At 43.5% G+C, this 26,561-nt stretch carries 30 protein-coding genes; 29 read left to right on the forward strand and 1 reads right to left on the reverse strand.

Going from position 1 to position 26,561, the window contains the following annotated elements; genetic code table 11:
- Window positions 1–65 precede the first annotated feature (65 nt).
- The 8 genes from ACYQY7_RS08320 (at window position 66) to ACYQY7_RS08355 (ending at window position 6,514) form a co-directional block, all read left to right on the forward strand.
- Window positions 66–323: a hypothetical protein gene (locus ACYQY7_RS08320; RefSeq protein ID WP_461201596.1), complete on the forward strand. Its 258-nt coding sequence runs from the start codon at window positions 66–68 to the stop codon at window positions 321–323.
- The gene (locus ACYQY7_RS08325; RefSeq protein ID WP_461201597.1) at window positions 292–552 is read left to right on the forward strand and encodes a type II toxin-antitoxin system RelE family toxin; all 261 of its coding nucleotides are present in this window, start codon (window positions 292–294) and stop codon (window positions 550–552) included. Before ACYQY7_RS08320 ends, ACYQY7_RS08325 begins: the two co-directional genes overlap by 32 nt.
- 90 nt (window positions 553–642) lie before the next feature.
- Complete coding sequence (locus ACYQY7_RS08330; RefSeq protein ID WP_461201598.1) at window positions 643–1,503, forward strand: YitT family protein; 861 nt, start codon at window positions 643–645, stop codon at window positions 1,501–1,503.
- A 59-nt stretch (window positions 1,504–1,562) separates the two neighbouring features.
- Window positions 1,563–1,889, forward strand: coding sequence for a cytochrome c551 (gene cccB, locus ACYQY7_RS08335; RefSeq protein WP_461201599.1), 327 nt, complete (start codon window positions 1,563–1,565; stop codon window positions 1,887–1,889).
- A gap of 161 nt (window positions 1,890–2,050) precedes the next feature.
- Window positions 2,051–2,737 carry a cell division ATP-binding protein FtsE gene (gene ftsE, locus ACYQY7_RS08340; protein WP_461201600.1) on the forward strand — a complete coding sequence of 229 codons (687 nt, stop codon included), beginning with the start codon at window positions 2,051–2,053 and terminating at the stop codon, window positions 2,735–2,737.
- Window positions 2,727–3,620, forward strand: coding sequence for a permease-like cell division protein FtsX (gene ftsX / locus ACYQY7_RS08345; RefSeq protein WP_461201601.1), 894 nt, complete (start codon window positions 2,727–2,729; stop codon window positions 3,618–3,620). Before ftsE ends, ftsX begins: the two co-directional genes overlap by 11 nt.
- 19 nt (window positions 3,621–3,639) lie before the next feature.
- Complete coding sequence (locus ACYQY7_RS08350) at window positions 3,640–4,902, forward strand: murein hydrolase activator EnvC family protein (protein WP_461201602.1); 1,263 nt, start codon at window positions 3,640–3,642, stop codon at window positions 4,900–4,902.
- 175 nt (window positions 4,903–5,077) lie between these two features.
- Window positions 5,078–6,514 carry a S41 family peptidase gene (locus ACYQY7_RS08355; protein WP_461201603.1) on the forward strand — a complete coding sequence of 479 codons (1,437 nt, stop codon included), beginning with the start codon at window positions 5,078–5,080 and terminating at the stop codon, window positions 6,512–6,514.
- Window positions 6,515–6,553: 39 nt separating this feature from the next.
- Here ACYQY7_RS08355 and ACYQY7_RS08360 read toward each other — a convergent pair whose 3' ends face one another.
- Entirely contained in the window at window positions 6,554–6,979 is a 426-nt protein-coding gene (locus ACYQY7_RS08360) for a MerR family transcriptional regulator (protein ID WP_461201605.1), read from the reverse strand.
- A 178-nt stretch (window positions 6,980–7,157) separates the two neighbouring features.
- On the opposite strand from ACYQY7_RS08360, the gene ACYQY7_RS08365 reads away from it, so the two are divergent.
- The 21 genes from ACYQY7_RS08365 to ACYQY7_RS08465 all read left to right on the forward strand — a co-directional run bounded on the left by ACYQY7_RS08365 (window position 7,158) and on the right by ACYQY7_RS08465 (window position 26,517).
- On the forward strand, window positions 7,158–8,324 hold the full coding sequence (locus ACYQY7_RS08365; RefSeq protein ID WP_461201606.1) for a PDZ domain-containing protein: 1,167 nt from the start codon (window positions 7,158–7,160) through the stop codon (window positions 8,322–8,324).
- A 2-nt stretch (window positions 8,325–8,326) separates the two neighbouring features.
- Window positions 8,327–8,551 (forward strand): CsbA family protein, encoded by a 225-nt coding sequence (locus tag ACYQY7_RS08370; RefSeq protein ID WP_021093720.1) that lies wholly within the window; start codon window positions 8,327–8,329, stop codon window positions 8,549–8,551.
- Window positions 8,552–8,659: 108 nt separating this feature from the next.
- On the forward strand, window positions 8,660–10,633 hold the full coding sequence (uvrB, locus tag ACYQY7_RS08375; protein ID WP_461201607.1) for an excinuclease ABC subunit UvrB: 1,974 nt from the start codon (window positions 8,660–8,662) through the stop codon (window positions 10,631–10,633).
- 3 nt (window positions 10,634–10,636) lie between these two features.
- Window positions 10,637–13,489 carry an excinuclease ABC subunit UvrA gene (gene uvrA, locus ACYQY7_RS08380; RefSeq protein ID WP_461201608.1) on the forward strand — a complete coding sequence of 951 codons (2,853 nt, stop codon included), beginning with the start codon at window positions 10,637–10,639 and terminating at the stop codon, window positions 13,487–13,489.
- A gap of 84 nt (window positions 13,490–13,573) precedes the next feature.
- Window positions 13,574–13,903: a DUF4870 domain-containing protein gene (locus ACYQY7_RS08385; protein WP_461201610.1), complete on the forward strand. Its 330-nt coding sequence runs from the start codon at window positions 13,574–13,576 to the stop codon at window positions 13,901–13,903.
- Window positions 13,900–14,097: a PspC domain-containing protein gene (locus tag ACYQY7_RS08390; protein WP_461201612.1), complete on the forward strand. Its 198-nt coding sequence runs from the start codon at window positions 13,900–13,902 to the stop codon at window positions 14,095–14,097. The genes ACYQY7_RS08385 and ACYQY7_RS08390 overlap by 4 nt, the downstream gene beginning before the upstream one ends.
- The gene (locus ACYQY7_RS08395) at window positions 14,094–14,438 is read left to right on the forward strand and encodes a phage holin family protein (RefSeq protein WP_461201613.1); all 345 of its coding nucleotides are present in this window, start codon (window positions 14,094–14,096) and stop codon (window positions 14,436–14,438) included. Before ACYQY7_RS08390 ends, ACYQY7_RS08395 begins: the two co-directional genes overlap by 4 nt.
- Before the next feature lie 79 nt (window positions 14,439–14,517).
- Entirely contained in the window at window positions 14,518–15,453 is a 936-nt protein-coding gene (hprK, locus tag ACYQY7_RS08400; RefSeq protein WP_461201614.1) for an HPr(Ser) kinase/phosphatase, read from the forward strand.
- 14 nt (window positions 15,454–15,467) lie between these two features.
- On the forward strand, window positions 15,468–16,277 hold the full coding sequence (gene lgt, locus ACYQY7_RS08405) for a prolipoprotein diacylglyceryl transferase (protein WP_461201615.1): 810 nt from the start codon (window positions 15,468–15,470) through the stop codon (window positions 16,275–16,277).
- An 18-nt stretch (window positions 16,278–16,295) separates the two neighbouring features.
- Window positions 16,296–17,231 carry a nucleoside recognition domain-containing protein gene (locus ACYQY7_RS08410; RefSeq protein WP_461201616.1) on the forward strand — a complete coding sequence of 312 codons (936 nt, stop codon included), beginning with the start codon at window positions 16,296–16,298 and terminating at the stop codon, window positions 17,229–17,231.
- Window positions 17,221–17,868 carry a pyrophosphatase PpaX gene (ppaX, locus tag ACYQY7_RS08415; protein ID WP_461201617.1) on the forward strand — a complete coding sequence of 216 codons (648 nt, stop codon included), beginning with the start codon at window positions 17,221–17,223 and terminating at the stop codon, window positions 17,866–17,868. The genes ACYQY7_RS08410 and ppaX overlap by 11 nt, the downstream gene beginning before the upstream one ends.
- Window positions 17,865–18,353 (forward strand): acyltransferase, encoded by a 489-nt coding sequence (locus ACYQY7_RS08420; protein WP_461201618.1) that lies wholly within the window; start codon window positions 17,865–17,867, stop codon window positions 18,351–18,353. Before ppaX ends, ACYQY7_RS08420 begins: the two co-directional genes overlap by 4 nt.
- A gap of 225 nt (window positions 18,354–18,578) precedes the next feature.
- The gene (locus ACYQY7_RS08425; RefSeq protein ID WP_461201619.1) at window positions 18,579–19,763 is read left to right on the forward strand and encodes an ATP phosphoribosyltransferase regulatory subunit; all 1,185 of its coding nucleotides are present in this window, start codon (window positions 18,579–18,581) and stop codon (window positions 19,761–19,763) included.
- Window positions 19,757–20,398, forward strand: coding sequence for an ATP phosphoribosyltransferase (gene hisG / locus ACYQY7_RS08430; RefSeq protein ID WP_461201620.1), 642 nt, complete (start codon window positions 19,757–19,759; stop codon window positions 20,396–20,398). Before ACYQY7_RS08425 ends, hisG begins: the two co-directional genes overlap by 7 nt.
- Complete coding sequence (gene hisD / locus ACYQY7_RS08435) at window positions 20,388–21,665, forward strand: histidinol dehydrogenase (protein ID WP_461201621.1); 1,278 nt, start codon at window positions 20,388–20,390, stop codon at window positions 21,663–21,665. Before hisG ends, hisD begins: the two co-directional genes overlap by 11 nt.
- The gene (gene hisB, locus ACYQY7_RS08440; RefSeq protein ID WP_461201622.1) at window positions 21,662–22,249 is read left to right on the forward strand and encodes an imidazoleglycerol-phosphate dehydratase HisB; all 588 of its coding nucleotides are present in this window, start codon (window positions 21,662–21,664) and stop codon (window positions 22,247–22,249) included. Before hisD ends, hisB begins: the two co-directional genes overlap by 4 nt.
- The gene (gene hisH / locus ACYQY7_RS08445; protein WP_461201623.1) at window positions 22,250–22,882 is read left to right on the forward strand and encodes an imidazole glycerol phosphate synthase subunit HisH; all 633 of its coding nucleotides are present in this window, start codon (window positions 22,250–22,252) and stop codon (window positions 22,880–22,882) included.
- A complete protein-coding gene (hisA, locus tag ACYQY7_RS08450; RefSeq protein WP_461201624.1) occupies window positions 22,882–23,610 on the forward strand; it encodes a 1-(5-phosphoribosyl)-5-[(5-phosphoribosylamino)methylideneamino]imidazole-4-carboxamide isomerase in 729 nt (242 codons plus the stop codon). The genes hisH and hisA overlap by 1 nt, the downstream gene beginning before the upstream one ends.
- Window positions 23,607–24,365, forward strand: a complete 759-nt coding sequence (gene hisF, locus ACYQY7_RS08455) for an imidazole glycerol phosphate synthase subunit HisF (protein ID WP_461201625.1) — start codon at window positions 23,607–23,609, stop codon at window positions 24,363–24,365. The genes hisA and hisF overlap by 4 nt, the downstream gene beginning before the upstream one ends.
- Window positions 24,362–24,985: a bifunctional phosphoribosyl-AMP cyclohydrolase/phosphoribosyl-ATP diphosphatase HisIE gene (hisIE, locus tag ACYQY7_RS08460; RefSeq protein WP_461201626.1), complete on the forward strand. Its 624-nt coding sequence runs from the start codon at window positions 24,362–24,364 to the stop codon at window positions 24,983–24,985. The genes hisF and hisIE overlap by 4 nt, the downstream gene beginning before the upstream one ends.
- A gap of 83 nt (window positions 24,986–25,068) precedes the next feature.
- Window positions 25,069–26,517 (forward strand): tetratricopeptide repeat protein, encoded by a 1,449-nt coding sequence (locus ACYQY7_RS08465; protein ID WP_461201627.1) that lies wholly within the window; start codon window positions 25,069–25,071, stop codon window positions 26,515–26,517.
- Window positions 26,518–26,561: the final 44 nt, after the last annotated feature.

Genomic DNA, 26,561 nt, shown 5'->3' on the forward strand with positions numbered 1-26,561 from the left:
TAAACTTTATAAATAATGAATAGATTATTTATAAAGTTTTGTAAGTTTTCTGTAATGGAAATAACATGGTAGTAGACAAAAAATTGCTCCATGAGATGATTGAACAGTTAAGAGAATCCGATCAACAATCAGCCTACGAATTTTTATTGCATTTACTGCAAAAAGCAAAAAAGGATCATAAATGGTGGGGTGAAATGGAAGAAGTAAGTGAAGAAGAAGCGTTGTTAACAGAAGAAGAAAAACGCCAGTTACAAGGAGATGAAGGATATGTGACTGGTGGTGATGCAAAACGTGAATTTGGCTTACAAATTGATTTACCGTAAGGAAGCGGTAAAATTTCTTGCTAAGCAGGAGAAAGAAGTACAAGAACGGATAGCTATAGCATTAAAAGGATTGCTTCGCAGTCCCCCTCAAGGAGATATTAAAAAAATGAGAGGACAACAAGGGTTGTACCGTTTACGTGTTGGCACATACCGCATTCTTTTCCGCATTGATCATCATGAGCAAATGATTTACATCGAGGCTATTGGAAATCAAGGAGACGTATATTAACTTCACTACATTAAATCATCATTGCTTTAATTCGATGTCATTTACTTCCTATATCGGGCATGCTATACTCACAAAGGAAGGTGAGAAAGCATGCGTAAAAGAAACAATATAACGAATCCATTGATTGAAAAAGTATTGGAATACGTATACATTCTTGTCGGTTCAGCTATTGTTGCGATTGCATTTAATTTATTTTTGCTTCCGAATCGTGTCGCATCAGGTGGGGTAAGCGGCATCAGTACGATTTTACATGCGACGCTCGGTTGGCAGCCAGCGTACGTACAATGGGCGCTTAACATTCCATTATTTATTGCAGGTGTGCTATTGCTCGGAAAGCAGTTTGGTGTAAAAACGTTAGTTGGTACTGCCTTTTTACCGTTTGTCGTTTATTTGACACATGATGTGGCACCAGCAACGCATGATCCATTGCTTGGGGCATTATTTGGCGGCATTGGCGTCGGCGTAGGATTAGGCATTGTTTTTCGTGGTCGCGCATCGACAGGGGGAACCGATTTAGCTGCTCAAATTATTCATAAATATACAGGGTTATCGTTAGGGACGTGCGTCATTTTAATTGATGGCTTAATCGTTTTAACAGCGGCGTTTGTGTTTGATTTAGAACGGGCGCTATATGCATTAATTGCGTTATTTGTGACGAGTAAAACAATTGACTTTGTTCAAGTTGGTTTCGGCAATTCAAAAATGGCGATGATTATTACAACGAAAGAAGAACAAGTGCGAGAAGCGATTTTGCATAAAATTGACCGCGGTGTGACAAAACTACATGCATACGGCGGATATACAGAAAAAGAGCGCACGATGCTCATGTGCGTTGTGGCACAAAGTGAGTTCACAAAATTGAAACAATTAGTCAAAACCATTGATCCGTCTGCATTTGTCGTTGTTATGGACGCAGCAGAAGTGCTTGGGGAAGGATTTAAACGTGCCTAACGTAAAAATGATACGATATAATAGAAATGTATGAAAATGTTTACAAGGGGGACTGATGTATGAAGAAAAAACTACTTAGCTTATTCGCTGGTACAGCGATTGTGTTAGCAGCCTGTGGTGGAGGGGATAGCACGAGCGAAAAACCAGCAAACGGTGGCGGAGATACAGCTTCAGCTACGGAAGCCGTTTACAAAAAGTCATGTGCAAGCTGCCACGGACAAAACTTAGAAGGCGGCGTTGGTCCAGCGCTTGATAAAGTAGGCGGAAAATATTCACAAGATGAAATTAAAGATATTATCGCAAACGGTCGTGGCGGCATGCCAGGTGGCTTAGTCCAAGGTGACGATGTTGATAAATTAGCTGAATGGCTAGCAGCGAAAAAGTAAGAGGATGCGTCCATGTGCATCCTCTTTTCATTTGTAACAGTCTTGAAATATAACTGTAAATAAAATTCGCCCCCTTTCTGTCGGAAATGATGATATAATGAACGAGGTAAGAATTTTGCAGGAATATGTAGAAAAACATCGAAATAATTAGGTGGTTGCTTATGATCGAAATGCAAGATGTATATAAAACATATCCGAACGGAGTCATTGCATTAAACGGGATTTCTGTTCGCATTAAGCAAGGAGAATTTGTATATGTCGTCGGTCCGAGTGGTGCTGGGAAATCGACGTTTATTAAAATGATGTATCGTGAAGAAAAGCCGACAAGCGGCAAAATTATGATTAACGGCGTGAATTTAGCGAATATAAAAGATAGCAAAGTGCCGTTGCTTCGCCGGAATATAGGTATTGTATTCCAAGACTTCAAACTACTTCCGAAGTTAACGGTATATGAAAACGTAGCGTTTGCTTTGGAAGTGATTGAAGAATCGCCAAAAAACATTCGCAAGCGCGTCATGGAAGTGCTTGACTTAGTAAGATTAAAACATAAAGCGCGCTTTTATCCCGATGAATTATCTGGTGGGGAACAACAGCGTGTGTCGATTGCGCGCTCGATCGTTAACAATCCAGCAATTGTTATTGCTGATGAGCCGACAGGAAATTTAGATCCTGATACATCGTGGGAGATTATGGACATTTTTGAACGCATTAATGACCGTGGAACAACGATTGTGATGGCAACGCATAACCGTGAAATCGTCAATACGATTCGTAGACGTGTGATTGCGATTGAACGCGGGAAAATTGCGCGCGATGAAGTGAAGGGGGAATATGGCTATGAAACTTAACACCCTTCGCCGTCATTTTCGTGAAAGTTTCAAAAGTCTCGGACGGAACGGTTGGATGACGTTTGCGTCCATTAGTGCGGTGACGGTGACGCTTTTACTTGTTGGAGTGTTTCTCGTCATTATGCTCAATATCCAACATATAACGAAGCAAATTGAGCGTGACGTCGAAATTCGTGTACATGTCGATTTAAGTGCAACAGAAGCGGATAAAGACGTGCTTCGAGCCAAGCTTGAAGCTCTTTCTGGTGTGGAAAAAGTAACGTATTCATCCAAAGATGAAGAATTGCAAAAGTTGATCGAAAGTTTTGGAGAGGATGGGAAATCGTTTCGTCTATTTGAGCAAGACAATCCGTTAAGCGATGTATTCATTGTTAAAGCAGAAAACCCGCTTGACACAGAAAAAATTGCAAAACAAATTGAACCGATGCCATCTGTCGGCAAAGTGAAATACGGAAAAGGGCAAATTGAAAAACTATTTGCCGCAACGAAAACGATTCGCAATGTCGGATTAGCGCTTATTATCGGGTTGTTATTTACAGCGATGTTTCTCATCTCGAACACAATTAAAATTACGATTTTTGCCCGCCGTCGCGAAATTGAGATTATGAGATTAGTAGGCGCGACAAACGGGTTTATTCGCTGGCCGTTTTTCCTTGAAGGACTATGGCTTGGCATTTTCGGTTCGGTCATTCCGATTATTATCGTTCTTTCCGCTTACTCGTACGTATTTGATTTATTGTATCCAAAGTTGAAAGATACATTTTTTCAACTTCTCCCATTTTATCCGTTTGCATGGCAGTTGGCAGCTGTGCTCGTTTTATTAGGAGCGTGCATCGGCATGTGGGGAAGCATGATGTCAGTGAGACGATTTTTAAAAGTATAGAAAGAGAGAGGGATTTACGGTGCGAAACAGATGGGGAACGATCGTTGCAGTCGTGATGCTGTTTGTAAGTGTTGCTGCGCCTGCATATGCGGTAACAAATCGCGACATTCAACAAAAAAAGCAAGAAATTAAAAGCGTGCAACAAAAACAATCATCGCTTGAAAGCAAGTTAGAGCAGTCGCAACAAGAAATTGATCGGCTAAAAGCAGAACAAGAAAAAGTGAATGCGGAAATCAAAAAGCTCGATTTGGCGGTAGAGGAAACGAGTGCTAACATTCGTTCGAAACAACAAAATATTGAAGAGACGAAGCAACAAATTGTTGCGCTTAGAAACGAAATTGAAGAAGTCAAAGCTCGTATTAAACAGCGCAATGAATTATTGAAAGAGCGTGCCCGCTCATTGCAGGAAAGCGGCGGTGTCGTGAGCTATTTAGACGTATTGCTTGGAGCAAAAAGCTTTAGCGACTTTATTGATCGAATGAGCGCGGTAGCAACCATTTTTGAGGCGGATCGTCAAATTATTAAAGAACAGGAAGCAGATAAAGCGTTGAAAGAAACAAAAGAGCAACAATTAAATGACAACTTAGTTCGCCTACAAGAACAGCTCAATGAGCTACAAAAACTAAAACAAACGTTAAATGAACAAATTGTGGCAAAAGAAAAACTCATGGCGCAGTTAAAAGAAGAACAAAAACATGAAGAAGAAAAACAACTCGCTTTAGAAGAAGAAAAAGAGTTGCTTGAAAAACAAGAAGCGGCGATGAAAAATCAATTGCAACAAATGATTCGCCGTCAAAAAGAGCAAGAAGAAGCACGGAAACGTTCATTATCGAGCCGCGGTTCGTCTGAAAGCGATGGGGGAAGTTTGCCTCCTGTAACAGACGGGGCGTTTATGCGTCCAGCAAACGGTCCAATTACATCGACATTTGGACCTCGTTGGGGTGAATTCCATTACGGCATTGACATTGGCAAACGTGGCGCTAGCGTTCCTGTCGTTGCAGCAGCTGACGGTTACGTGTATCGCTCATATTATTCATCAAGCTATGGAAACGTTATTTTTATCATGCATTACATTGATGGACAAGTATATACGACAGTATATGCTCATTTAGAATCACGTCTTGTTGGCGAAGGACAAAACGTCAGCAAAGGACAAATGATCGGCTATATGGGGAACACAGGTCGTTCGTTTGGTGCGCACTTGCATTTTGAGTTGCATCGCGGTCCTTGGAATGCATCGAAATCAAATGCAGTAGACCCTCTAAAATATGTTCCATTCTAAAGCACAGCTTGTTTGCTGTGCTTTTGCGCATTAGTTGAGAAAATCAGACGTTCGGTGTAAAATAAATACATCTTCATAAAGTTATGAACAGTACAAGCTATTCATATAATGAAAGCAAACAGGCATCGCACACGGTGTGATGCCTTTCATGTATCGAAGGGTGAGGAGGCACAATATGAACAAAAAAACAATCGCAGCACTCATGATCTTATCGATGTTGTTCGGCTCGGGCGTGACGTATGTCGGAATGCAGTCGCTTTCTTCTGAGACATCGACGATTACGATCGATATGCCAACGACAACGAAGAAGCCGTCGAATGAGGAATTAAAAAAGATTGAACAGGCATACAGCATGATTAAACAAAAATATGTTCAAGACGTAGATGACGCACAGCTTATTGATGGTGCGATTCAAGGAATGATTGCAACACTAAAAGACCCATATTCCGTTTATATGGATAAGGAAACGGCGGAGCGGTTTAACGAGTCGCTCGATTCCTCGTTTGAAGGAATCGGGGCGGAAGTCAGCATGGTTGACGGGAAAGTGACGATCGTTGCTCCGTTTAAAGGGTCGCCTGCTGAAAAAGCTGGGCTTCGTCCAAACGATCAAATTATTAAAGTAAACGGCGAAAGCTTAGAAGGGCTTGATTTATATGAAGCGGTATTGAAAATTCGTGGAAAAAAAGGAACAGTCGCTCGTTTAGAAATCGTCCGTCCAGGAGTAAGTGGCGTATTAACGATTGAGGTCGTTCGCGATGAAATTCCGATTGAAACAGTATATGCGTCAATAAAAGAAGTAAACGGGAAACAAATTGGCTATATTGAAATGACATCATTTGCAGAAAAAACGGCCGAAGATTTTAAAAAGAAGTTGTCTGAATTTGAGAAAAAAGGAATGGCTGGGCTCATCATCGACGTGCGCGGCAATCCGGGCGGCTACTTGCAAAGTGTTGAAGACATTTTGAAAGAGCTTGTGCCAAAAGATAAACCGTATGTACAGATTGAAGAACGCGATGGCGACAAACAGCGCTTTTTCTCGAATGCAACAAAGAAAAAAGATTATCCAATTGTCGTGCTTATTGACAACGGAAGTGCTTCAGCATCAGAAATTTTAGCGGCAGCGTTAAAAGAGGCAGGCGGCTATATGCTCATCGGTGAAAAAACGTTCGGAAAAGGAACGGTTCAACAAGCGTTGCCGATGGATGACGGTAGCCATATTAAATTAACGTTGTATAAATGGCTGACTCCAAATGGAAACTGGATTCACCAAAAAGGAATTGAGCCAGATGTCAAAGTAAAACAGCCTGACTTTTTCTATGCTCATCCGCTTCAAATCGACAAGCCTTTAGCATATGACATGAATAGCGAACAAGTGAAAAGCGCGCAACAAATGTTAAAAGGTCTCGGTTTTGATCCAGGGCGTGAAGACGGCTACTTTAGCAAACAAACAGAACAAGCCGTTCAAGCGTTCCAAAAAGCAAACGGCTTACAAGCGACAGGGAAAATTGATAAGCAAACGGCTGATGTATTGCAAACAAAAGTGATGGAAGCAGTTCGCGACGAACGATACGACGAACAATTGAAAAAAGCATTACAGCTTATTGCGAGATAAAAAAATCCCCCTGTTCATTTTGAAGACAGGGGGACACTTTTATAGGAAGAAGCTAATCATACCGCGTCGTTTTTGTTTTGGCTGCTCATGAACCATTGTCGTTTGTTGTTGGTGTTCGAGGTGAGCAATTCGTTGCTCGAGCTGTTGAATATATTGAAGCATTTCTTCTATTTCGCGGCGATGTTGAAGCAATTGAAAAGAGACGACGTCATCTGCTTTTTGATCAATTTTTCGTTCCAGCTCGTTTAATCGTTGTTCAATTTCTTCCCATTCTGCCTGTTCTTTTTCGTCTTCATCGCTGCCGAGAAATTTATATTTTTCCAATTGTTCGATCGCTTCGTTCGTAAATACGTAATGCCCTGCTTCATTTTTTGTGCATGGAATGTTATATTTTTTCACCCAGCGTTGCACCGTCTTTGTCGATACTCCAAGCCGTTTCGCAACCGCGCTCGTCTTTAGTTCCATTGTCCCACGCTCCTTCCGAATGATATGTTGAAAAAAGTTAGACATTTTTTATGAAACTCCTTGCATGTTGACAAAACTAGTGCCCATTCGGCAAAGAAAGTGAATTTTCGTCAACTATAAACGCTTGAATTTTGTTACAATGAGAAATAGACGACCCGAAAAAATGGAGTTGATGGAAATGGAAGCATGGGGATTTGTGTGGTTAAAAGCGCTCGGAACGTTTTGGTTACAACCGTTATTATATTATGCGATCATATTTGCGTGGTTTATTGGCTGGTGGCGTGTGCAACGTGAAAGACGGGATTTTCATACGCGTATATATCGACCATCGCTTGAATTGCTTGCACTTATTCGTTCACGCAGCTGGTTCGCGCTCATTTTTTCACTTGTGACCGTTGGGGCTGGGGTTGTTCTCCCGAATGATACGCTCGTCTTTTGGGCAATGGTGACGATCGTATGCAGTTTGTTTATGCAGCTTCGGTTGTTGTCGGCTGCATATGTCGGAAGCATCGTCATATTTACCGTTAGTTTTTTTGCGCAAATGGAATGGACACGACCGTTTTTTGCGCGCTTTTTCCCAAACATCATAGAAACGAACGTGACTGCTTTAGCACTCCTCATGAGCTTGCTTTTGTTTATCGAAATGTGGCTCGTTCATCGGGAAGGAGCAGAGTTAAGTTCTCCTCGTCTTGTGACGAGTAAGCGAGGGCTTGTCATCGGTGAACAGTTCGTTCAGCGGCTTTGGCTTGTTCCGTTGTTTATCCCCGTACCGGGGGATGGCGTGCAATCGTTTGCGGTATGGTGGCCGATCATTTCAGGCGGTGAGACGTATTCGTTCGTTCTCGTCCCGTTTTTACTTGGGTTTTCCCAACGTGTGCAAACAGGAATGCCTATTTATTTAGCGAAATGGACGGCAAAGCGCATCGGTTGGTTAGCGTGTGTCGTCAGTTTATTGGCGATCGGTAGCTACTGGGTGAAGCCGCTCGCGATCGTTGCTGCAGTAGTAGCTATTTTATGGAGAGAATGGATCGCTTTATCCGCTAAGTTATATGAACAAAAATTTCCACCATATTTTACGAAGCGAATGAGCGGTCTTGTCATTTTAGGGGTGTTGCCGAATACGCCAGCGCATAAAATGGCGCTTTCTGTTGGCGAAGTGATTGTGAAGGTAAACGGCACATCTGTCGCAACAGAAGAGGAATTTTATGCAGCGTTGCAGCAAAATCGGGCGTTTTGTAAGCTAGAAGTATTAAACGAGAGCGGGGAAGTTCGCTTTGCGCAAACGGCTTTATTTGAAGGAGAACATCACGAACTCGGGCTGTTATTCGTAAGAGATGAGGGATAGCTATGTGGTTTGTATTAGCATTAATTGTACCAGCGTTGTTAGTTATTTTATTTACGAGAGTGACGTATAACCATTATGTCGGTACATTGCTTACTGTCGCGTTGTTAGTGGCATCATATGTAAAAGGATATACCGACCAGTTGTATGAAATTGTCGCTGATTTAGCATCGCTTATTGTCGGATTTTTATATGCGAAACAAATGGTAGAGAAACAAAAACAATCGTAAACCTGTCCAACTGGGCAGGTTTTTTCATAGAATATTTGTTCGTATTTTTCGCTTTTCGTTTCATTTGTATGGTACAATATCAAGTAGAAATGAAGTGGAGGGACCGTTGTGAGCACATTTCAACTAGTATCCGCCTATAAGCCGCAGGGCGATCAGCCGAAAGCGATTGCGAAGCTTGTCGAAGGCATTCAGCAAGGAAAAAAGCATCAAACGTTGCTTGGAGCAACAGGAACGGGGAAAACGTTTACGATTTCAAACGTCATTCAACAAGTGAATAAACCGACGTTAGTGATCGCTCATAATAAAACGCTAGCAGGGCAGTTATATAGCGAGTTCAAACAGTTTTTTCCACAAAACGCGGTCGAATATTTTGTCAGTTATTACGATTATTATCAGCCGGAAGCGTACGTTCCGCAAACAGATACGTACATTGAAAAAGATGCGAGCATCAACGACGAAATTGATAAATTGCGCCATTCCGCAACGTCTGCGCTATTTGAACGACGCGACGTCATTATTATCGCAAGCGTGTCGTGTATTTACGGTTTAGGTTCGCCAGAAGAATATCGCGAACTTGTCGTTTCGCTTCGCGTCGGCATGGAAATCGAGCGCGATCATTTGCTTCGCCGGCTTGTCGACATTCAATATGAACGAAACGATATTGATTTTCGCCGCGGAACGTTTCGAGTGCGTGGAGATGTCGTCGAAATTTTCCCAGCCTCACGAGATGAACATTGTATTCGCATTGAGTTTTTTGGTGATGAAATTGAGCGCATTCGCGAAGTGGATGCACTCACAGGACATGTGATGGCAGAGCGAGAACATGTGGCGATTTTCCCAGCATCGCACTTCGTCACGCGCGAAGAAAAAATGAAGCTGGCGATTGAAAATATTGAAAAAGAATTAGAAGAGCGGCTTCGCGAGCTGCGTGAACAAGGAAAATTGCTTGAAGCGCAACGATTAGAGCAACGGACGCGCTACGATATCGAAATGATGAAGGAAATGGGCTTTTGTTCAGGCATTGAAAATTATTCACGTCATTTAACATTGCGTCCACCAGGCTCAACGCCTTATACATTACTAGATTATTTTCCTGACGACTTTTTAATTGTCATTGACGAATCACATGTGACGTTGCCGCAAATTCGCGGCATGTATAACGGTGACAAAGCGAGAAAAGAAGTGCTTGTTGAACATGGTTTCCGTTTGCCGTCGGCACTTGATAACCGACCGTTGATGTTTGAGGAGTTTGAACAAAAAATAAATCAAGTCATTTACGTATCCGCCACCCCAGGGCCGTACGAATTAGAGCATTGTCCAGAAGTCGTCGAGCAAATTATTCGTCCGACCGGTCTTCTTGACCCGACGATTGACGTTCGCCCAATTCGCGGGCAAATTGACGATTTAGTTGATGAAATTCAAAAGCGCATTGCTCGCAAAGAACGCACGCTTGTGACGACGTTGACGAAAAAAATGGCGGAAGATTTAACCGATTATTTAAAAGATATCGGCATTCAAGTGGCGTATTTGCATTCGGAAATTAAGACGCTAGAACGAATTGAAATTATTCGCGATTTACGATTAGGCAAGTACGATGTGCTCGTCGGCATTAACTTATTGCGGGAAGGGCTCGATATTCCAGAAGTGTCGCTTGTGGCGATTTTAGATGCTGATAAAGAAGGGTTTTTACGTTCTGAACGTTCACTCATCCAAACGATTGGGCGAGCAGCGCGCAACGCGAACGGTCACGTTATTATGTATGCCGATACGATCACGAAATCAATGGAAATTGCGATCAATGAAACGAAGCGGCGACGCGCCATTCAAGAAGCATATAACCGTGAGCATGGCATCGTGCCAAAAACGATTCAAAAAGACATTCCCGATGTCATTCGTGCCACATTTGCTGCGGAAGAAAAAGAAACGTATGAAACGAAAGATGTTCGTCATTTATCAAAAGAAGAGCGTATCGCACTCATTGCCCAACTTGAACACGAAATGAAAGAAGCAGCAAAAGCTCTTCATTTTGAACGTGCTGCCGAACTGCGGGATCTCATTTTAGAATTGAAAGCTGAGGTGTAAACGATGGATCATATTGTCGTCAAAGGTGCACGAGCGCACAATTTAAAAAATATTGACGTCGTTATTCCGCGCAACAAACTCGTTGTGCTTACCGGTTTGTCTGGTTCAGGAAAATCGTCACTTGCATTTGACACGATTTATGCAGAGGGACAGCGTCGATATGTCGAATCGCTGTCGGCATACGCGCGTCAATTTTTAGGACAAATGGATAAGCCTGATGTCGATTCGATTGAAGGGTTGTCGCCCGCCATTTCGATTGACCAAAAAACGACGAGCCGGAACCCGCGATCAACAGTCGGAACAGTGACGGAAATTTACGATTATTTGCGCTTACTGTTTGCGCGTATTGGTCGACCTATTTGTCCGATACATCATATTGAAATTACATCGCAAACGATTGAACAAATGGTTGACCATTTAATGCAATATCCCGAACGGACGAAAATGCAAATTTTAGCCCCAATCGTCTCCGGGCGAAAAGGGACGCATGTAAAAACGTTGGAGGAGATTAAAAAACAAGGGTACGTGCGCGTGCGAGTTGACGGGGAATTGCGCGATGTATCCGAAGACATCGTGCTTGAAAAAAATAAAAAACATTCCATTGAAATCGTCATTGATCGCATCATCATGAAAGAAGGTATTCAATCACGCCTTGCCGATTCGCTTGAAACAGCTTTAAAGCTCGCTGACGGCAAAGTGCTCGTCGATGTGATTGGACAAGAAGAATTGTTGTTTAGTGAACATCATGCTTGTCCGCATTGCGGCTTTTCGATTGGCGAACTAGAGCCGCGCCTATTTTCATTTAACAGCCCGTACGGCGCATGTCCATCATGTGACGGATTAGGGGCAAAGCTTGAAGTGGATCTCGATTTAGTCATTCCTAATAAAGAGTTGACGCTTCGTGAACATGCGCTCGCGCCATGGGAACCGCAAAGCTCGCAATATTATCCGCAATTGTTAGAAACGGTATGCCGCCATTACGGCATTGATATGGATGTGCCTGTTAAACAATTGCCGAAACAGCAGCTCGATCTCTTATTGTACGGATCAAACGGGGAAAAAATATATTTCCGCTATGAAAACGATTTTGGTCACGTGCGCGAAACGTATGTGGAATTTGAAGGTGTCGTTCGCAACGTCGAACGTCGTTATCGTGAAACGACGTCCGATTACGTACGTGAACAAATGGAAAAATATATGACTGAACAGCCGTGTCCGACGTGTCATGGCAACCGATTGAAAAAAGAAAGTTTAGCTGTTTTCGTCGGTGGCAAACATATTGGCGAAGTGACGGCGATGTCGGTCAACGAGGCGCTTACGTTTTTTGAAACGCTCCAGCTAACGGAAAAAGAACAAAAAATCGCTCATTTAATTTTACGTGAAATTGTTGAACGACTTGGCTTTTTAAAAAATGTTGGGCTCGATTATTTAACGTTAAACCGCGCGGCAGGAACGCTTTCAGGTGGAGAGGCGCAACGCATTCGCCTAGCAACGCAAATCGGATCGCGCTTAACGGGTGTATTATACGTGTTAGACGAACCGTCTATTGGGCTTCATCAGCGCGATAACGATCGGTTAATTGCGACGTTGCAAAACATGCGTGACTTAGGGAACACGCTCATTGTCGTGGAGCACGATGAAGATACGATGCTTGCGGCAGATTATTTAATTGACATCGGACCGGGAGCAGGGGCGCACGGCGGGCAAGTAGTATCCGCAGGCACACCTGAGCAAGTGATGAACGATCCACATTCGTTAACCGGTCAATATTTATCGGGGAAAAAATTCATTCCGCTTCCTGTTGAACGAAGAACGCCAGACGGTCGTTGGCTTGAAGTCATTGGGGCGCGCGAAAACAACTTGAAAAACGTCGATGTTCGCATTCCGCTCGGATTGTTTGTTGCGGTGACAGGCGTATCCGGCTCAGGAAAAAGTACGCTCATTAATGAAATTTTGCATAAAGCGTTAGCACAGAAGCTACATCACGCAAAAGTAAAGCCAGGAGAGCATACGGACATTCGTGGTATTCATTATTTAGATAAAGTGATTGACATCGACCAGTCGCCAATCGGTCGAACCCCACGCTCGAATCCTGCGACATATACAGGCGTATTTGACGATATTCGCGATTTATTTGCGACGACGAACGAAGCGAAAATGCGCGGGTATCAAAAAGGACGGTTTAGTTTTAACGTCAAAGGCGGTCGTTGTGAAGCATGCCGCGGAGATGGAATTATTAAAATTGAAATGCACTTTTTGCCTGACGTATACGTTCCTTGTGAAGTGTGTCACGGTAAACGGTACAACCGCGAAACGTTGGAGGTGAAATATAAAGATAAAAATATCGCTGAAGTGCTCGATATGACAGTAGAAGAAGCGCTCACGTTTTTTGAAAACATTCCGAAAATTAAACGGAAATTGCAAACGTTATACGATGTCGGGCTCGGTTATATGCAGCTCGGACAGCCAGCTACGACGCTTTCAGGCGGAGAGGCGCAACGGGTAAAGTTAGCATCCGAATTGCATCGCCGATCAACAGGAAGAACGTTATACATTTTGGACGAACCGACAACGGGCTTGCATGTGGATGATATTGCCCGTTTATTACATGTTCTACAACGGCTTGTGGAGCAAGGAGATACGGTGCTTGTCATCGAGCACAATTTAGATGTCATTAAAACAGCAGACTATATGATTGATCTTGGACCAGAAGGTGGCGATGGGGGCGGACAAATCGTTGCCGTAGGTACGCCAGAGGAAGTTGCTCAAATCGAGCAGTCATATACAGGACGATATTTACAGCCAATTTTAGCGCGCGATCGCGAACGCATGCGTCAGCGTATACCGAGCGTATAACACGCTCGGTTCTCGGTTTTTTTGTACGAAACTTTCCTTTCCAACAATCGTATGTATAAGTAAAGGAAAAAGGGGATGATGAGAATGGAAGGAAATAAGTTGCTTGCAGCGTTATGTTATTTCAGCGTATTTTTTGCCCCGTTTTTATTTCCAATCATCGTTTATTTTGTCACAAAACATGAACGAGTAAAGGAGCATGCGAAAAAATCATTTTTGTCCCATCTTATTCCTCTTGCCATTGTGGTTGCTACGGGTGGGTTATTTATGATTTTCGCCATCGCAGGTGTGGACGGATGGATCGGTCTTCCATTCATCGGAGTAGTTATCGGGGGCATCGTGCATGTCGTTGTTATTGTTTGGAATATTATTAAAGGGATTCAAGTATTACAAGATTCGGGAGGGGTGTATGAATGAAAAAGCTTGTAAGGCTTCGCCATCATCGCATGATTGCGGGCGTGTTAAGCGGATTAGCAGCTTATATGAATATGGATGCTACTGTTGTACGTTTATTATTTGTCGCGTTATTACTAATTACCGGGATTATGCCGTTTGCGATTTTATACGCGCTTGCGGTATTCATTATTCCGAGTGAGGAGACTGTCATATGAGATGGCTAGTACGTATAGTCATCAACGCCGTTTTATTATTAGCGCTAGCTGGATATTTTGACTCCATTTATTTATCAAGCGTTTGGGCAGCGCTCGTTGCAAGTACTCTTTTGTCTTTTCTCAATACGTTCGTTCGACCGCTACTTATTCTACTGACACTTCCTGTCACTGTATTGACGTTTGGGTTGTTTTTGTTCGTCATTAATGCAATCACATTGGCAATGACGGCATGGGTCATGGGAAGCTCGTTTCAAATCGGCGGCTTTACTACCGCATTATTTGCATCGCTTGCGATTTCACTGTTTCACTTAATCATTGAGTCGGTCAAAAAAGAAAAGTAAAACGTTCCGCTTTGTGCGTGAACGTTTTTATTTTGACGTGAAAGTGTTACAATGAGAAAAGGAAGAAGGAGGGATTGACGTGCCAAAAGTACGGACAAAAGATTTAATTGACGAGTTTCAATTTGAGCTTGTAAGCGGGGTAGAGGGGATTCATCGCCCGATTACAACAAGCGACTTATCCCGTCCGGGCATTGAAATGGCCGGTTATTTTGCATATTATCCAGCTGAGCGCGTACAATTGCTCGGTATGACAGAGCTGTCTTTTTTTGAACGATTAACGCCTGTAGAAAAACGATTACGCATGGAAAAGTTATGTACGGATATTACGCCTGCGATTATCGTCTCACGCGGATTAGAAGTGCCAAAAGAACTGATTGAAGCATCGCAAAAAAAAGAAGTACCTGTCATGCGTTCAACGATGAAAACGACGAGGCTTGCTAGCCGTCTTACGAACTATTTAGAAAGTAAACTCGCACCGACGACGGCTGTACACGGTGTGCTCGTTGATGTGTACGGTGTGGGCGTGCTCATTACAGGAAAAAGTGGCGTTGGAAAAAGTGAAACAGCGCTTGAGCTTGTGAAGCGCGGACATCGCCTCGTTGCAGATGATTGTGTTGAGATTCGCCAAGAGGATGAAAATTTACTGATTGGTAGCGCACCGGAGCTTATTGAACATTTGCTTGAAATTCGTGGACTCGGTATTATTAACGTCATGACGCTATTCGGTGCAGGAGCGGTGCGCCCGCATAAACGCATTTCGCTCATCATTGATTTAGAGTTATGGGATCCAAACAAACAATACGATCGTCTCGGTCTTGAAGAAGAAAAGGTAAAAATTATTGATACGGAAGTGACGAAATTGACGATCCCTGTTCGTCCGGGACGAAATTTAGCGGTCATTATTGAAGTTGCAGCGATGAATTTCCGTTTAAAGCGCATGGGTGTGAATGCAGCGGAAGAATTTTCTGCCCGATTGGCGGATGCGATTGGCGATGCGGGGCACGATTATGAATGAGAGGATGGATGTTCATGTTGTTACATATTGAACCGCTTGATCGCGTTTTTTTTCAACTCGGACCAATTACAATTTATTGGTATGGCGTCATTATTGCGACGGGTGTATTGCTTGGACTTTGGCTAGCTACGCGAGAAAGCGAGCGGTTAGGTATACGAAAAGAAACGTTTGTTGATCTTGTATTGATTGCTGTGCCGATTGCGATTTTATGCGCACGTGCGTATTACGTTATTTTTCAATGGGACTACTATTCACAGCACATAAGCGAAATTCCACAAATCTGGCATGGTGGATTGGCGATTCATGGCGGTTTAATTGGAGCCATTGTGACAGGTGTCATTTTTGCGAAAAAGCGACGATTGTCGTTTTGGAAACTCGCGGATATTGCAGCACCGAGCATTATTTTAGGGCAGGCGATCGGGCGTTGGGGCAATTTTATGAATCAAGAAGCGCACGGAGGACCTGTATCACGAACATTTTTAGAAAGTTTGCATTTGCCGGATTGGATCATTCATCAAATGTACATACAAGGACAATATTATCACCCGACGTTTTTATATGAATCGTTATGGAATATGCTCGGCTTTCTCGTTTTACTTGCGCTCCGAAGACGAAATTTACGCCGAGGAGAATTGTTTTTCACGTACATCATTTGGTATTCGATCGGGCGCTTTTTTATTGAAGGATTGCGGACAGACAGTTTAATGTTAACCGAGACGATTCGTATGGCCCAGTTCATTTCGCTTTTGCTTATTGCGTTTGCGGTCATGATGATCGTTGTACGTCGCATGCGCGGTTTAGCGAATGAGCGGTACAACGATTAAATGAGAGGGGGAGGAAACTTGCTTCAAAGGGGTTTGTTTGTTGGATTGAAAACGACATGGACGCTCGGAAAAGTCATTTTTCCGATTACGGTCATTGTAACACTTTTACAATACTCCCCTGTTTTCCCATGGGTGACAAATGTTTTAACGCCGATGATGCGGTGGATCGGTTTACCGGGAGATGCCGCGCTCGTTTTAGTGCTCGGCAACTTTTTAAATTTATATGCTGGCATTGGTGCGATGCTGACGATGGACTTGACGGTGAAAGAAGTATTTATTTTAGCGGTTATGTTGTCATTTTCACACAATATGCTTGTTGAGTCTGCGGTTGCTGCACAAGTAGGTGTTCGTGTTTGGTGGACGGTTGCTGTCCGCGTCGGTTTAGCGTTCGTTTCCGCATGGATCATCCACATTTTGTGGGATGGCGGAGAACAAATGGCGCAGTACGGACTTATGCCACAATCTGCAACAGTTCCTCATACGTGGAGAGAGATTATCTGGACAGGAATCGAAAAAGCGATATACGGCATTGGACAACTTGCGCTTATCATTATTCCGCTTATGATTGCGATTCAACTGTTAAAAGAATTGAGGTGGCTCGACACGTTTTCGAAGTGGCTATCGCCATTTGCGAGGTTGCTTGGCATTCGTGAAAACGCCTCGCTTACAATGGCGGCTGGTTTATTGTTCGGGCTCGCTTACGGGGCGGGCGTCATGATTCAAGCGGTAAAAGAAGACGGGGTGTCGAAAAAAGATTTAACGTTGACGTTTTTATTTTTAGTGGCGTGTCATGCGGTAGTGGAAGATACGTTATTGTTTGTGCCGCTCGGCATTCCGGTATGGCCGCTTCTGATCATCCGACTGGCAACGGCAATTTTGCTGACGGCTGCGTTAAGTTTTCTTTGGAATCGAATCGAACATCGAAAAAGAAAGGAAGCAACGTATGAATATTAATACGATTTTATTTGACTTAGACGGAACGCTTATTAATACGAATGACTTAATTATTGAGTCATTTTTGCATACGCTCAATCATTATTATCCAAATCAATATACGCGCGAAGATGTGCTCGCCTTTATTGGTCCACCGTTGCGCGATACGTTTGAAGCGATCGATCCTAATCGGGTCGATGAAATGATTGAAACGTATCGAGCATTTAACCATGCCCATCATGATGCATTAGTGAAAGAATATGAAACGGTATATGACACCGTACAAACGTTACATGAAAAAGGTTTTAAACTCGGCATTGTGACAACGAAAATTCGTCATACAGTCAATATGGGATTGAAGTTAACAAAGTTAGATTCGTTTTTCGAATGCATTATTACGCTTGATGACGTTGAGCATGCGAAGCCGCATCCTGAGCCAGTTGAAAAAGCGCTCGCTTGTTTGCAAGCGAAGCCAGAAGAAACATTAATGGTTGGCGATAACCATCATGACATTTTAGCAGGAAAACACGCGGGGACAAAAACGGCAGGAGTCGCTTGGACGATTAAAGGACGCGAACATTTAGCGAAATACGAACCTGATTTTATGCTTGAAAAAATGAGCGATTTGTTAAGTATTCTAGGGGTGACGTCGCGTTGAGAAAAACTGAGCGCCATGCTGTACAAGGGAAAAACTCCTTATGGCAGCTATATCGAACTGTTTCTTTTTGGAAAGTATTGAAAAATGTCATCGTCATTTTGATCGGGCGCTATACCCCGTTTTTCCCATTAAAAAACTGGTTATATCGCACGTTTTTGCGCATGGAAATCGGCGAACATACGGCGTTAGCGTTTATGGTCATGCCAGATATTTTGTTTCCAGAGAAAATTCGCATTGGCAGCAACACGATTATTGGCTACAATACGACGATTTTAGCGCATGAATATTTAGTAAATGAGTATCGGCTCGGGGATGTTATCATCGGCAATGAAGTCATGATCGGAGCAAATACAACGATTTTGCCGGGTGTCACAATCGGGGATCGTGCTGTTGTTTCCGCAGGCACGCTCGTGCATCGCGATGTACCAGCTGGTGCATTTGTTGGCGGCAACCCGATGCAAATCATTCGTCTTAGCGAACGCTAAGGCGTTTTTTTATGAATAAAACATCCATGAGTAAGTTTTGCTCTCCAACAAGCATGAAAATAACCCACTATAGATTGTTTATTTTCACAGAAAAAAGGAATTAAGTCGAAAAAAATCGAATGAGTTTGTAGTTGACGAAATGAAAAACGAGGAGTAAACTACAAATAACAAACTTTACTTTGCTAATATATTAGCGAATTAAAGTAAAAGAAGGACGGGAAAAAAATGAGAGTATTTATGTTTGAAAAGCCGCTCGGCATGCGAGATACGTTGCCAGATGTATATAAAACAAAACGTGCATTAAGGGAAGCAATGATGGCAGAAATCGAAACATGGGGATATTCGTTTATTGAAACGCCGACGTTAGAATATGATGAAACGGTTGGCGCCGCATCGGCGATTTTAGATCAGCAGTTATTTAAGTTGCTCGATCGGGAAGGGCATACGCTCGTGTTGCGTCCAGATATGACTGCTCCCATTGCTCGCCTAGCAGCATCGAAATTATATAAGGAAGGGTGTCCGCTTCGTTTAGCGTATGCGGCGAATGTGTTTCGTGCTCAGCAGCGTGAAGGAGGAAGACCAGCAGAGTTTGAGCAAGTGGGGGTGGAATACATTGGCGACGGCACGATGTATGCTGATGCAGAAGTGATTAGTTTAATGATTTTTGCTTTAAAGCGGGCAGGATTGCGCGATTTCACTGTGACGATCGGTCATATGGGCTATGTTGATGCGTTGTTTTTCGATATTTTGCGTCACGAACAACGCGTAGAAACGTTACGTCGCTTTTTGTACGAAAAAAACTATGTCGGTTATCGTGAACACGTGAAATCTTTGCCCCTTTCTTCGATCGACCGCGACCGCCTTTTACGTCTTTTAACATTACGAGGTGGAAAGGAAGTCGTTGTGGAAGCAAAAGCGTTTGCGACAACAGAAGTGGAGCGACGTGCTCTTGATGAATTAGAACAATTATGGACGTATGTTGACCAATATGGCGTTACCGATATGGTGAAATTGGATATGAGCTTAGTGAGTCATATGAGCTACTATACCGGCGTTCTTTTTGAAGTGTATGCGAAAAACGTTGGGTTTTTACTTGGGAACGGCGGGCGATATGATGAATTGTTGGCGAAATTTCACCGCCCCTCGCCTGCGACAGGATTCAGCGTTCGGTTAGATCGCTTAATGGAAGCGCTTAGCGAAGGGCGCAATGATGAAAAAACGACGTGCATTATTTTTAGTCAAGAACGTTTTACGGAGGCGTACGCGAAAGCAGCGGAAATGAGGCGAAAAGGGGAAAAAGTTGTATTGCAACAAGTTGCAGGTATTCAGGATATGGATCAATTCACTGCATCATTTGACGATGTCGTGTACGTATTAGGGAAACGCGGAAAGGATGAACGATCATGCTGACGGTTGCGATGCCAAAAGGACGTATTTTTACGGAGGCGCTCGCATTGTTAAAACAAGCGAGTTATGAAATTCCTGATGACTTAGAACATTCCCGAAAACTAATGATTGACGTCCCAAATGAACAGCTACGCTTTATTTTAGCGAAGCCGATGGACGTTGTGACATATGTGGAACATGGAGTTGCTGATGTCGGCATTGCTGGGAAAGATGTGCTCCTTGAGGAAGAGCGAGATGTGTATGAAATGTTAGATTTGCGCATTAGCCCTTGTTATTTGGCGGTGGCAGGGCTCCCGAATACACATGTTCATCCGATTGCGCCAAGAGTGGCTACAAAATACCCAAATATCGCATCGACTTATTTTCGCGAGCAAGGGGAGCAAGTGGAAATTATTAAACTAAATGGTTCCGTTGAATTAGCTCCGCTCATTGGCTTAGCGGAACGAATTGTCGACATTGTTTCGACAGGGCGAACGTTAAAAGAAAATGGGCTTGTTGAATTAGAACGGATTGTTGATGTAACATCGCGTTTTATTGTCAATCCAGTTAGTTATCGCATGCAAGATCGGGCGATTGAACAAATGGTTGATCGTTTAACATATGCGATCGAGAAAGCGGGGGAATGCAATGAAAATTGAGCGTGTACAAGGGACAGTTTCGCTTCGGCGGACGATCGAAAGCGGAACGGAAGAGCAAAGACAAGCAGTCAAACGAATTATTCATGATGTGCGAAACAACGGAGATGTCGCATTAAAAAAATATACGGAAATGTTTGATGGCATTTCCTTTGATACGTTTGCTGTTACGCAAGAAGAAATTGAAGAAGCATATTGGCTCATTGATGAAGAAATGGTGCATATCATTCGTGAAGCGGCGCAAAACATTCGAGAATATCACGAACGTCAACGTGCTACATCGTGGTTTATGACGCGCGAAGATGGAACGATTCTCGGACAAAAAGTAACACCGCTTGATGCAGTCGGATTATATGTGCCGGGCGGAACGGCTGCTTATCCGTCATCGGTGCTTATGAATGTCATTCCCGCGCAAGTAGCTGGAGTGAAGCGTATTGTCATCGTTTCCCCGCCAAATGAACGTGGAACGTTGCCTGCCGCTGTTCTTGTTGCGGCATGTGAACTCGGTGTTCAAGAGATATATAAAGTTGGCGGCGCCCAAGCAATTGCAGCACTAGCATACGGTACGGAGACGATCGAGCCAGTCGATAAAATTTTTGGACCTGGAAACATTTATGTCGCACTTGCTAAAAGGGAAGTGTTCGGTCAAGTCGACATTGATATGATTGCAGGACCGAGTGAAATTGTCGTGCTAGCGGATGAGACGGCAAAGCCGAATGAAATTGCTGCTGATTTATTATCGCAAGCAGAACATGATGAACGAGCGGTTAGTATATTAGTGACACCGTCTTTACAACTTGCTTTAAAAGTAGAGGAAGAGGTAGAAAAACAGCTTGCTACCCTTCCGCGAAAAGAAATTGCCCAAAAAGCGATGAATGAATATGGCGTTATTTATGTGACTGATACGATGAACCAAGCGATTAATGTCGTGAATGAATTAGCGCCAGAACATTTAGAAATTATGACGGCTGAACCGTTTGAAATATTAAGTGATATTCGACATGCCGGCGCGATCTTTTTAGGCCCGTACAGTTCTGAACCGGTGGGAGATTATTTTGCGGGGACGAATCATGTGTTGCCGACAAATGGAACTGCCCGTTTTTCGTCTGGGCTAACAGTTGATGCGTTTATGAAGAAATCAAGCATCATTTTTTATAGTCAACAAGCATGGCAGCAACATGCGGAAAAAATTGCGGCGTTTGCACGGTTAGAAGGGCTTGAAGCACACGCACGAGCAGTAGAGGAACGGTTAAAAAGGGGAGACAAATGATGCGGACAGCGACAATTCAACGAGCGACAAATGAAACACAAATTGAGCTTACGTTTGCGATTGATGGAGAAGGAAAAGCGGAGCTGGACACAGGTGTACCGTTTTTAACACATATGCTTGATTTATTTACAAAGCATGGGCATTTTAATTTGTTTGTTCATGCAAAGGGAGACACGCATATTGACGACCATCATACGACAGAAGATATCGGTATTTGTTTAGGGCAGGCGATTCGCCGCGCACTCGGTGATAAAAAAGGAATTAGACGATACGGAAATGCGTTCGTTCCGATGGACGATGCGCTCGCGCAAGTCGTTATTGATGTGAGCAATCGCCCGCATCTTGAGTTCCGTGGGGAGTTTCCGAGTCAAAAAATCGGGACGTTTGACGTCGAGCTAGTGCATGAATTTTTATGGAAACTAGCATTAGAAGCGCGAATGAATGTACATGTCATCGTTCATTATGGGCGTAATACGCACCATATGATTGAGGCGGTGTTTAAAGCACTTGCCCGCGCGTTAGATGAAGCCACGATGATTGATCCGCGTGTCAAATCTGTACCGTCAACGAAAGGAATGTTGTAGATGATCGGCATTATTGATTATGGCATGGGTAATTTATATAGCGTCAGCAAAGCACTAGATCGACTAAACGTGTCGTATATCGTCGAAAGTGATCAAAACAAGTTGCGTCAAGCAGATGGTTTCATTTTGCCTGGTGTTGGTTCATTTAAAGATGCGATGCACATTTTAGCAGAAACGAAGCTTGATTCGTTTATTCACGAACAAGTAGCGAAAGGAAAGCCGATTCTCGGCATTTGTTTAGGCATGCAACTGTTGTTTGAAGAAAGCGAAGAAAACGGTTTGACGTCGGGATTGAAGTTGCTCCCAGGTCGCGTCGTTCGCTTTGCAGGAATGACAAAAGAAGGAAAGCGATATAAAGTGCCGCATATGGGATGGAACGAACTCGTTTTCCATCAGCCGTCCCCGCTTTTTGATCACGTTGAGCGAGGACACGTATATTTCGTGCACTCGTATTATGTGCAAGCGGATGACCCAACCGTCGTGTTAGCAAGTGCCCAATATGATGTAGAAGTTCCTGCGGTCGTTGGACGTGGAACGATATTTGGAACGCAATTTCACCCGGAGAAAAGCGGAACACTCGGGATGCGTCTATTGCAAAATTATGCGAGGGTTGTAGAAAGGGAGAGAGACTAATGTTTACGATTTATCCAGCGATCGATATACGCGGTGGGAAGTGCGTTCGCCTCGTGCAAGGAGATTACAATCAAGAAACAGTATACGGACACTCGCCAGTAGAAATGGCTCGTTCGTTCGTTTCACAAGGTGCGACATGGATTCATATGGTCGATTTAGATGGGGCGAAAGAAGGTAGACGAGTGAATGATACGTTCGTCGTTGAAATAGCAAAGACGCTTGGGGTGAACGTTCAAGTTGGCGGCGGCATTCGTACCGAAGAAGATGTCGCATATTATTTAGAACAAGGTGTGGCGCGCGTCATTTTAGGGAGCGCAGCCATTTCCAATCCTCCATTTGTAAAAGCGATGCTTCGCACGTATGGTGAGCGAATTGTCATCGGCATTGATGCGAAAAATGGGTTTGTTGCGACAGAAGGGTGGACGCATACGTCGACGATCGAAGCGGTTGAGCTTGGCAAGCAACTTGCGGAAGCTGGAGCAGAAACGTTTATCTTTACAGATATTGCGACAGATGGGATGCTATCAGGACCAAATATCGAGGCAGTCGTTCGGTTAGCTAAAGCGACGAATAAATGTGTCATCGCCTCGGGGGGTATTCATTCGCTCGATGATTTACGTGCCTTAAAGCAATTCGAAAGTGAAGGAGTAGCTGGAGCGATTGTCGGCAAAGCGTTATATACAAATCAGTTTACAGTCGCTGCGGCGTTAAAGGCGGTGGGGAAATGATTACAAAGCGCATTATCCCTTGTTTAGATGTGAAAGATGGACGCGTCGTGAAAGGCGTGCAATTTGTTTCGTTGCGCGATGCGGGTGATCCGGTTGAGCTTGCGCGCGTGTACGATGAACAAGGGGCGGACGAACTTGTTTTTTTAGATATTTCTGCGTCACATGAAGGTCGAAAAACGATGGTGGACGTCGTTCAACGTGTCGCTGGGCAGCTTGCCATTCCGTTTACTGTCGGAGGTGGCATTCGCACATTAGAAGATATGAAAACGATTTTGCGTGCGGGTGCGGACAAAGTGTCTGTCAATACATCGGCATTGTTGCGGTCCGAGCTTATTACAGAAGGAGCGCAATTTTTTGGTTCGCAATGTATCGTCGTGGCAATTGATGCGAAGTACGATCCAACGATGCAGTCGTGGCGCGTGTATACGCACGGCGGTCGCCGCCCAACGGATTGGGAAGTCGTTGACTGGGCGAAAGAGGCTGTGAAGCGCGGGGCAGGAGAAATTTTATTAACAAGTATGGATCGCGATGGTGGAAAAGATGGTTTTGATTTAGAGTTAACGAAACGAGTAAGTGAAGCGGTGCCCGTCCCTGTCATTGCATCGGGGGGAGCAGGGTGCGCTCAACATTTTGTTGATGTGTTTCAAATGGCTCAAGCGGATGCAGCGCTAGCTGCCTCGATTTTTCATTATAAAGAAACGTCTGTCCAACAAGTGAAACAGTACGTGCGCGAAAAGGGGGTAAACGTTCGATGAGTGTAAAAGATGTTCGATTTAATGAACAAGGGCTTGTGCCAGCGATTGTCCAAGATGCGCACAGTAAAGAAGTGCTGACGTTAGCATATATGAACGAACAGTCGTTGCAAAAAACGTTGGAAACGAAAGAAACGTGGTTTTATAGCCGCTCTCGGCAAATGTTATGGCATAAGGGGGAAACTTCTGGGAACGTACAAAAAGTGGTTGATATTCGTTACGACTGCGATGCGGACGCACTCCTTATTCTTGTTGAGCCGAAAGGACCAGCGTGCCATACGGGAGAATATTCTTGTTTTCATCATCGGTTGCAAGATGAAAAGCCTGTTGCCAAACCAGATCGTTTTGCCATTTTAAACGTATTAGAGTCGGTCATTGCGGAACGTGAGGCAAAACGTCCTGAAGGATCGTATACGACATATTTATTTGATAAAGGAATCGATAAAATCGCTAAAAAAGTTGGGGAAGAAGCAGCAGAAGTCATTATTGCGGCAAAAAACCGTTCAAAAGAAGAACTGCGATGGGAAGTAGCCGATTTATTGTATCATTTGCTCGTTTTGTTGCGTGAACAGCGTGTGTCGCTCGATGATGTGCTTTCTGTATTAGCGGAGCGTCATCGGTAACGCTTTTTCGCCCATCCATGTTGTTCTGGAACGAAAATGTGGTATACTTTCTTTCGGTGAAAGAAATCAACATGGAGGGTTCGATGGAAAAACATTTGCAAAAACGTGTCGGAAAAGTCATCCCGTTTATTCAAGACGGTACGTACTTTTTTAATAAAGGTGTCGCATGTTATCGTCGCCGCGATTTGCGTAAAGCGAAAGCGTATTTGCAACGTGCGGTGCAACTCGAGCCAGAACAAAGTACATTTGCTTGCCAACTGGCGATTGTGTTGTCAGAATTGGGAGAATATACGCAATCGAACGAATGGCTGTTGCGTATTATTGAACATAATGACGATTTAACGGAATGTTTTTATTTTTTGGCCAACAATTATGCTCATCTAGGATTATTTGGCGAGGCGACAAAATATGCTGAACAGTATATGGAGCGCGAGCCTGATGGGGAGTTTGCGGAGTATACGCTCGATTTATTAGACATTTTAACGATTGAACAAGATGACAATGAGTGGTTTAATTACGATGATATGTTAATGAAGCAAGAACAAGCACGTGCGTTGCTTGAAAAAGGGGAATTTCAAGAAGCGATTGCTTTGTTTGAAGAAATGATTGAACAACATCCAGAAAATTGGGCAGCGTACAACAATTTAGCGTTAGCTTATTTTTATGAAGGCAACGTTCCAAAAGCGAGACAAACGATCGAATACATTTTGAAGCAAAATCCAGGAAATTTACATGCCCTTTGCAACGATGCGGTGTTTTCATATTATTTACAAGAGCAAGAGCGACTGTTTTCACTCATCCAGTCGTTACAAAATGTATATCCGATTTCTTTTGAACATCGGTATAAGCTTGGTGTGACGTTTGCGATTGTTGGGCGTTATGATTTGGCGTTTCAATGGTTGCGTCAGTTACAACGCCGCGGTTTTGAAGGGGACGCTCCGTTTTATTATTGGTATGCATATACGGCATATCATATGGGATATCGTATGTTAGCGGAGTCGATGTGGAACAAATTCATTTTGCTTCATCCTGATAAAAAAGGGAGCGAACCGTGGCGTTATCGGGAACAGACGATCGAACACATTCAATCGTTATTTGCAAAGCAAGATGTTGCTTCTTCATTATATGCGTTATATTTAATCAGCAAGTCGTTTACACTAAACGATTGTCCGTTTCCAAAGCAATCATGGTCCCATCCACTTCTACAGCAGTGGAGCGAATACGTATATGGCGATGAAAAACAAGTGCCGACATATATTGTTGATGCCCATTGCATTGTGACGTTGCTTATTCAACATAATGGGTTTGAATATGAGCCTTTATATATAGCTTGGTTTTCTTTCTTTGTTAAGGCGATAAAGGAAATTGATTCACTTTCGAATCATGAGGGATGGGCAGCGGCATTTGAATATATGTTTCGCAGGCAGCGCGGTCAACGTGTGACGCAGCGTATGCTTGCAGAGCGTTACGGTGTATCTGTTGCGACGGTCGGGAAGTATGTGAAAATCATTAAACAACAGTGGCACGAATGAGCAAGTTAATGGACGCCTTTTCTTTTGTTGTATTACGATAGAAA

It is taken from the genome of Anoxybacillus sp. TBDG-1 (genome assembly GCF_054815885.1).

Bases quoted from the DNA above. Each gene is read 5' to 3' on its own strand.
- ACYQY7_RS08395 (WP_461201613.1), top strand. From the start codon at position 14,094: ATGAGATGGCTAGTACGTATAGTCATCAACGCCGTTTTATTATTAGCG.
- hisA (WP_461201624.1), top strand. From the start codon at position 22,882: ATGTTTACGATTTATCCAGCGATCGATATACGCGGTGGGAAGTGCGTT.
- ACYQY7_RS08320 (WP_461201596.1), top strand. From the start codon at position 66: ATGGTAGTAGACAAAAAATTGCTCCATGAGATGATTGAACAGTTAAGA.
- hisD (WP_461201621.1), top strand. From the start codon at position 20,388: ATGAAAATTGAGCGTGTACAAGGGACAGTTTCGCTTCGGCGGACGATC.
- ACYQY7_RS08465 (WP_461201627.1), top strand. From the start codon at position 25,069: ATGGAAAAACATTTGCAAAAACGTGTCGGAAAAGTCATCCCGTTTATT.
- lgt (WP_461201615.1), top strand. From the start codon at position 15,468: ATGTTGTTACATATTGAACCGCTTGATCGCGTTTTTTTTCAACTCGGA.
- ACYQY7_RS08385 (WP_461201610.1), top strand. From the start codon at position 13,574: ATGGAAGGAAATAAGTTGCTTGCAGCGTTATGTTATTTCAGCGTATTT.
- ACYQY7_RS08390 (WP_461201612.1), top strand. From the start codon at position 13,900: ATGAAAAAGCTTGTAAGGCTTCGCCATCATCGCATGATTGCGGGCGTG.
- ACYQY7_RS08425 (WP_461201619.1), top strand. From the start codon at position 18,579: ATGAGAGTATTTATGTTTGAAAAGCCGCTCGGCATGCGAGATACGTTG.
- hisH (WP_461201623.1), top strand. From the start codon at position 22,250: ATGATCGGCATTATTGATTATGGCATGGGTAATTTATATAGCGTCAGC.
- ppaX (WP_461201617.1), top strand. From the start codon at position 17,221: ATGAATATTAATACGATTTTATTTGACTTAGACGGAACGCTTATTAAT.
- ACYQY7_RS08355 (WP_461201603.1), top strand. From the start codon at position 5,078: ATGAACAAAAAAACAATCGCAGCACTCATGATCTTATCGATGTTGTTC.
- ACYQY7_RS08370 (WP_021093720.1), top strand. From the start codon at position 8,327: ATGTGGTTTGTATTAGCATTAATTGTACCAGCGTTGTTAGTTATTTTA.
- hisIE (WP_461201626.1), top strand. From the start codon at position 24,362: ATGAGTGTAAAAGATGTTCGATTTAATGAACAAGGGCTTGTGCCAGCG.
- uvrA (WP_461201608.1), top strand. From the start codon at position 10,637: ATGGATCATATTGTCGTCAAAGGTGCACGAGCGCACAATTTAAAAAAT.
- ftsX (WP_461201601.1), top strand. From the start codon at position 2,727: ATGAAACTTAACACCCTTCGCCGTCATTTTCGTGAAAGTTTCAAAAGT.
- hisF (WP_461201625.1), top strand. From the start codon at position 23,607: ATGATTACAAAGCGCATTATCCCTTGTTTAGATGTGAAAGATGGACGC.
- cccB (WP_461201599.1), top strand. From the start codon at position 1,563: ATGAAGAAAAAACTACTTAGCTTATTCGCTGGTACAGCGATTGTGTTA.
- ACYQY7_RS08360 (WP_461201605.1), bottom strand. From the start codon at position 6,979: ATGGAACTAAAGACGAGCGCGGTTGCGAAACGGCTTGGAGTATCGACA.
- ftsE (WP_461201600.1), top strand. From the start codon at position 2,051: ATGATCGAAATGCAAGATGTATATAAAACATATCCGAACGGAGTCATT.
- hisB (WP_461201622.1), top strand. From the start codon at position 21,662: ATGATGCGGACAGCGACAATTCAACGAGCGACAAATGAAACACAAATT.
- ACYQY7_RS08330 (WP_461201598.1), top strand. From the start codon at position 643: ATGCGTAAAAGAAACAATATAACGAATCCATTGATTGAAAAAGTATTG.
- hisG (WP_461201620.1), top strand. From the start codon at position 19,757: ATGCTGACGGTTGCGATGCCAAAAGGACGTATTTTTACGGAGGCGCTC.
- ACYQY7_RS08365 (WP_461201606.1), top strand. From the start codon at position 7,158: ATGGAAGCATGGGGATTTGTGTGGTTAAAAGCGCTCGGAACGTTTTGG.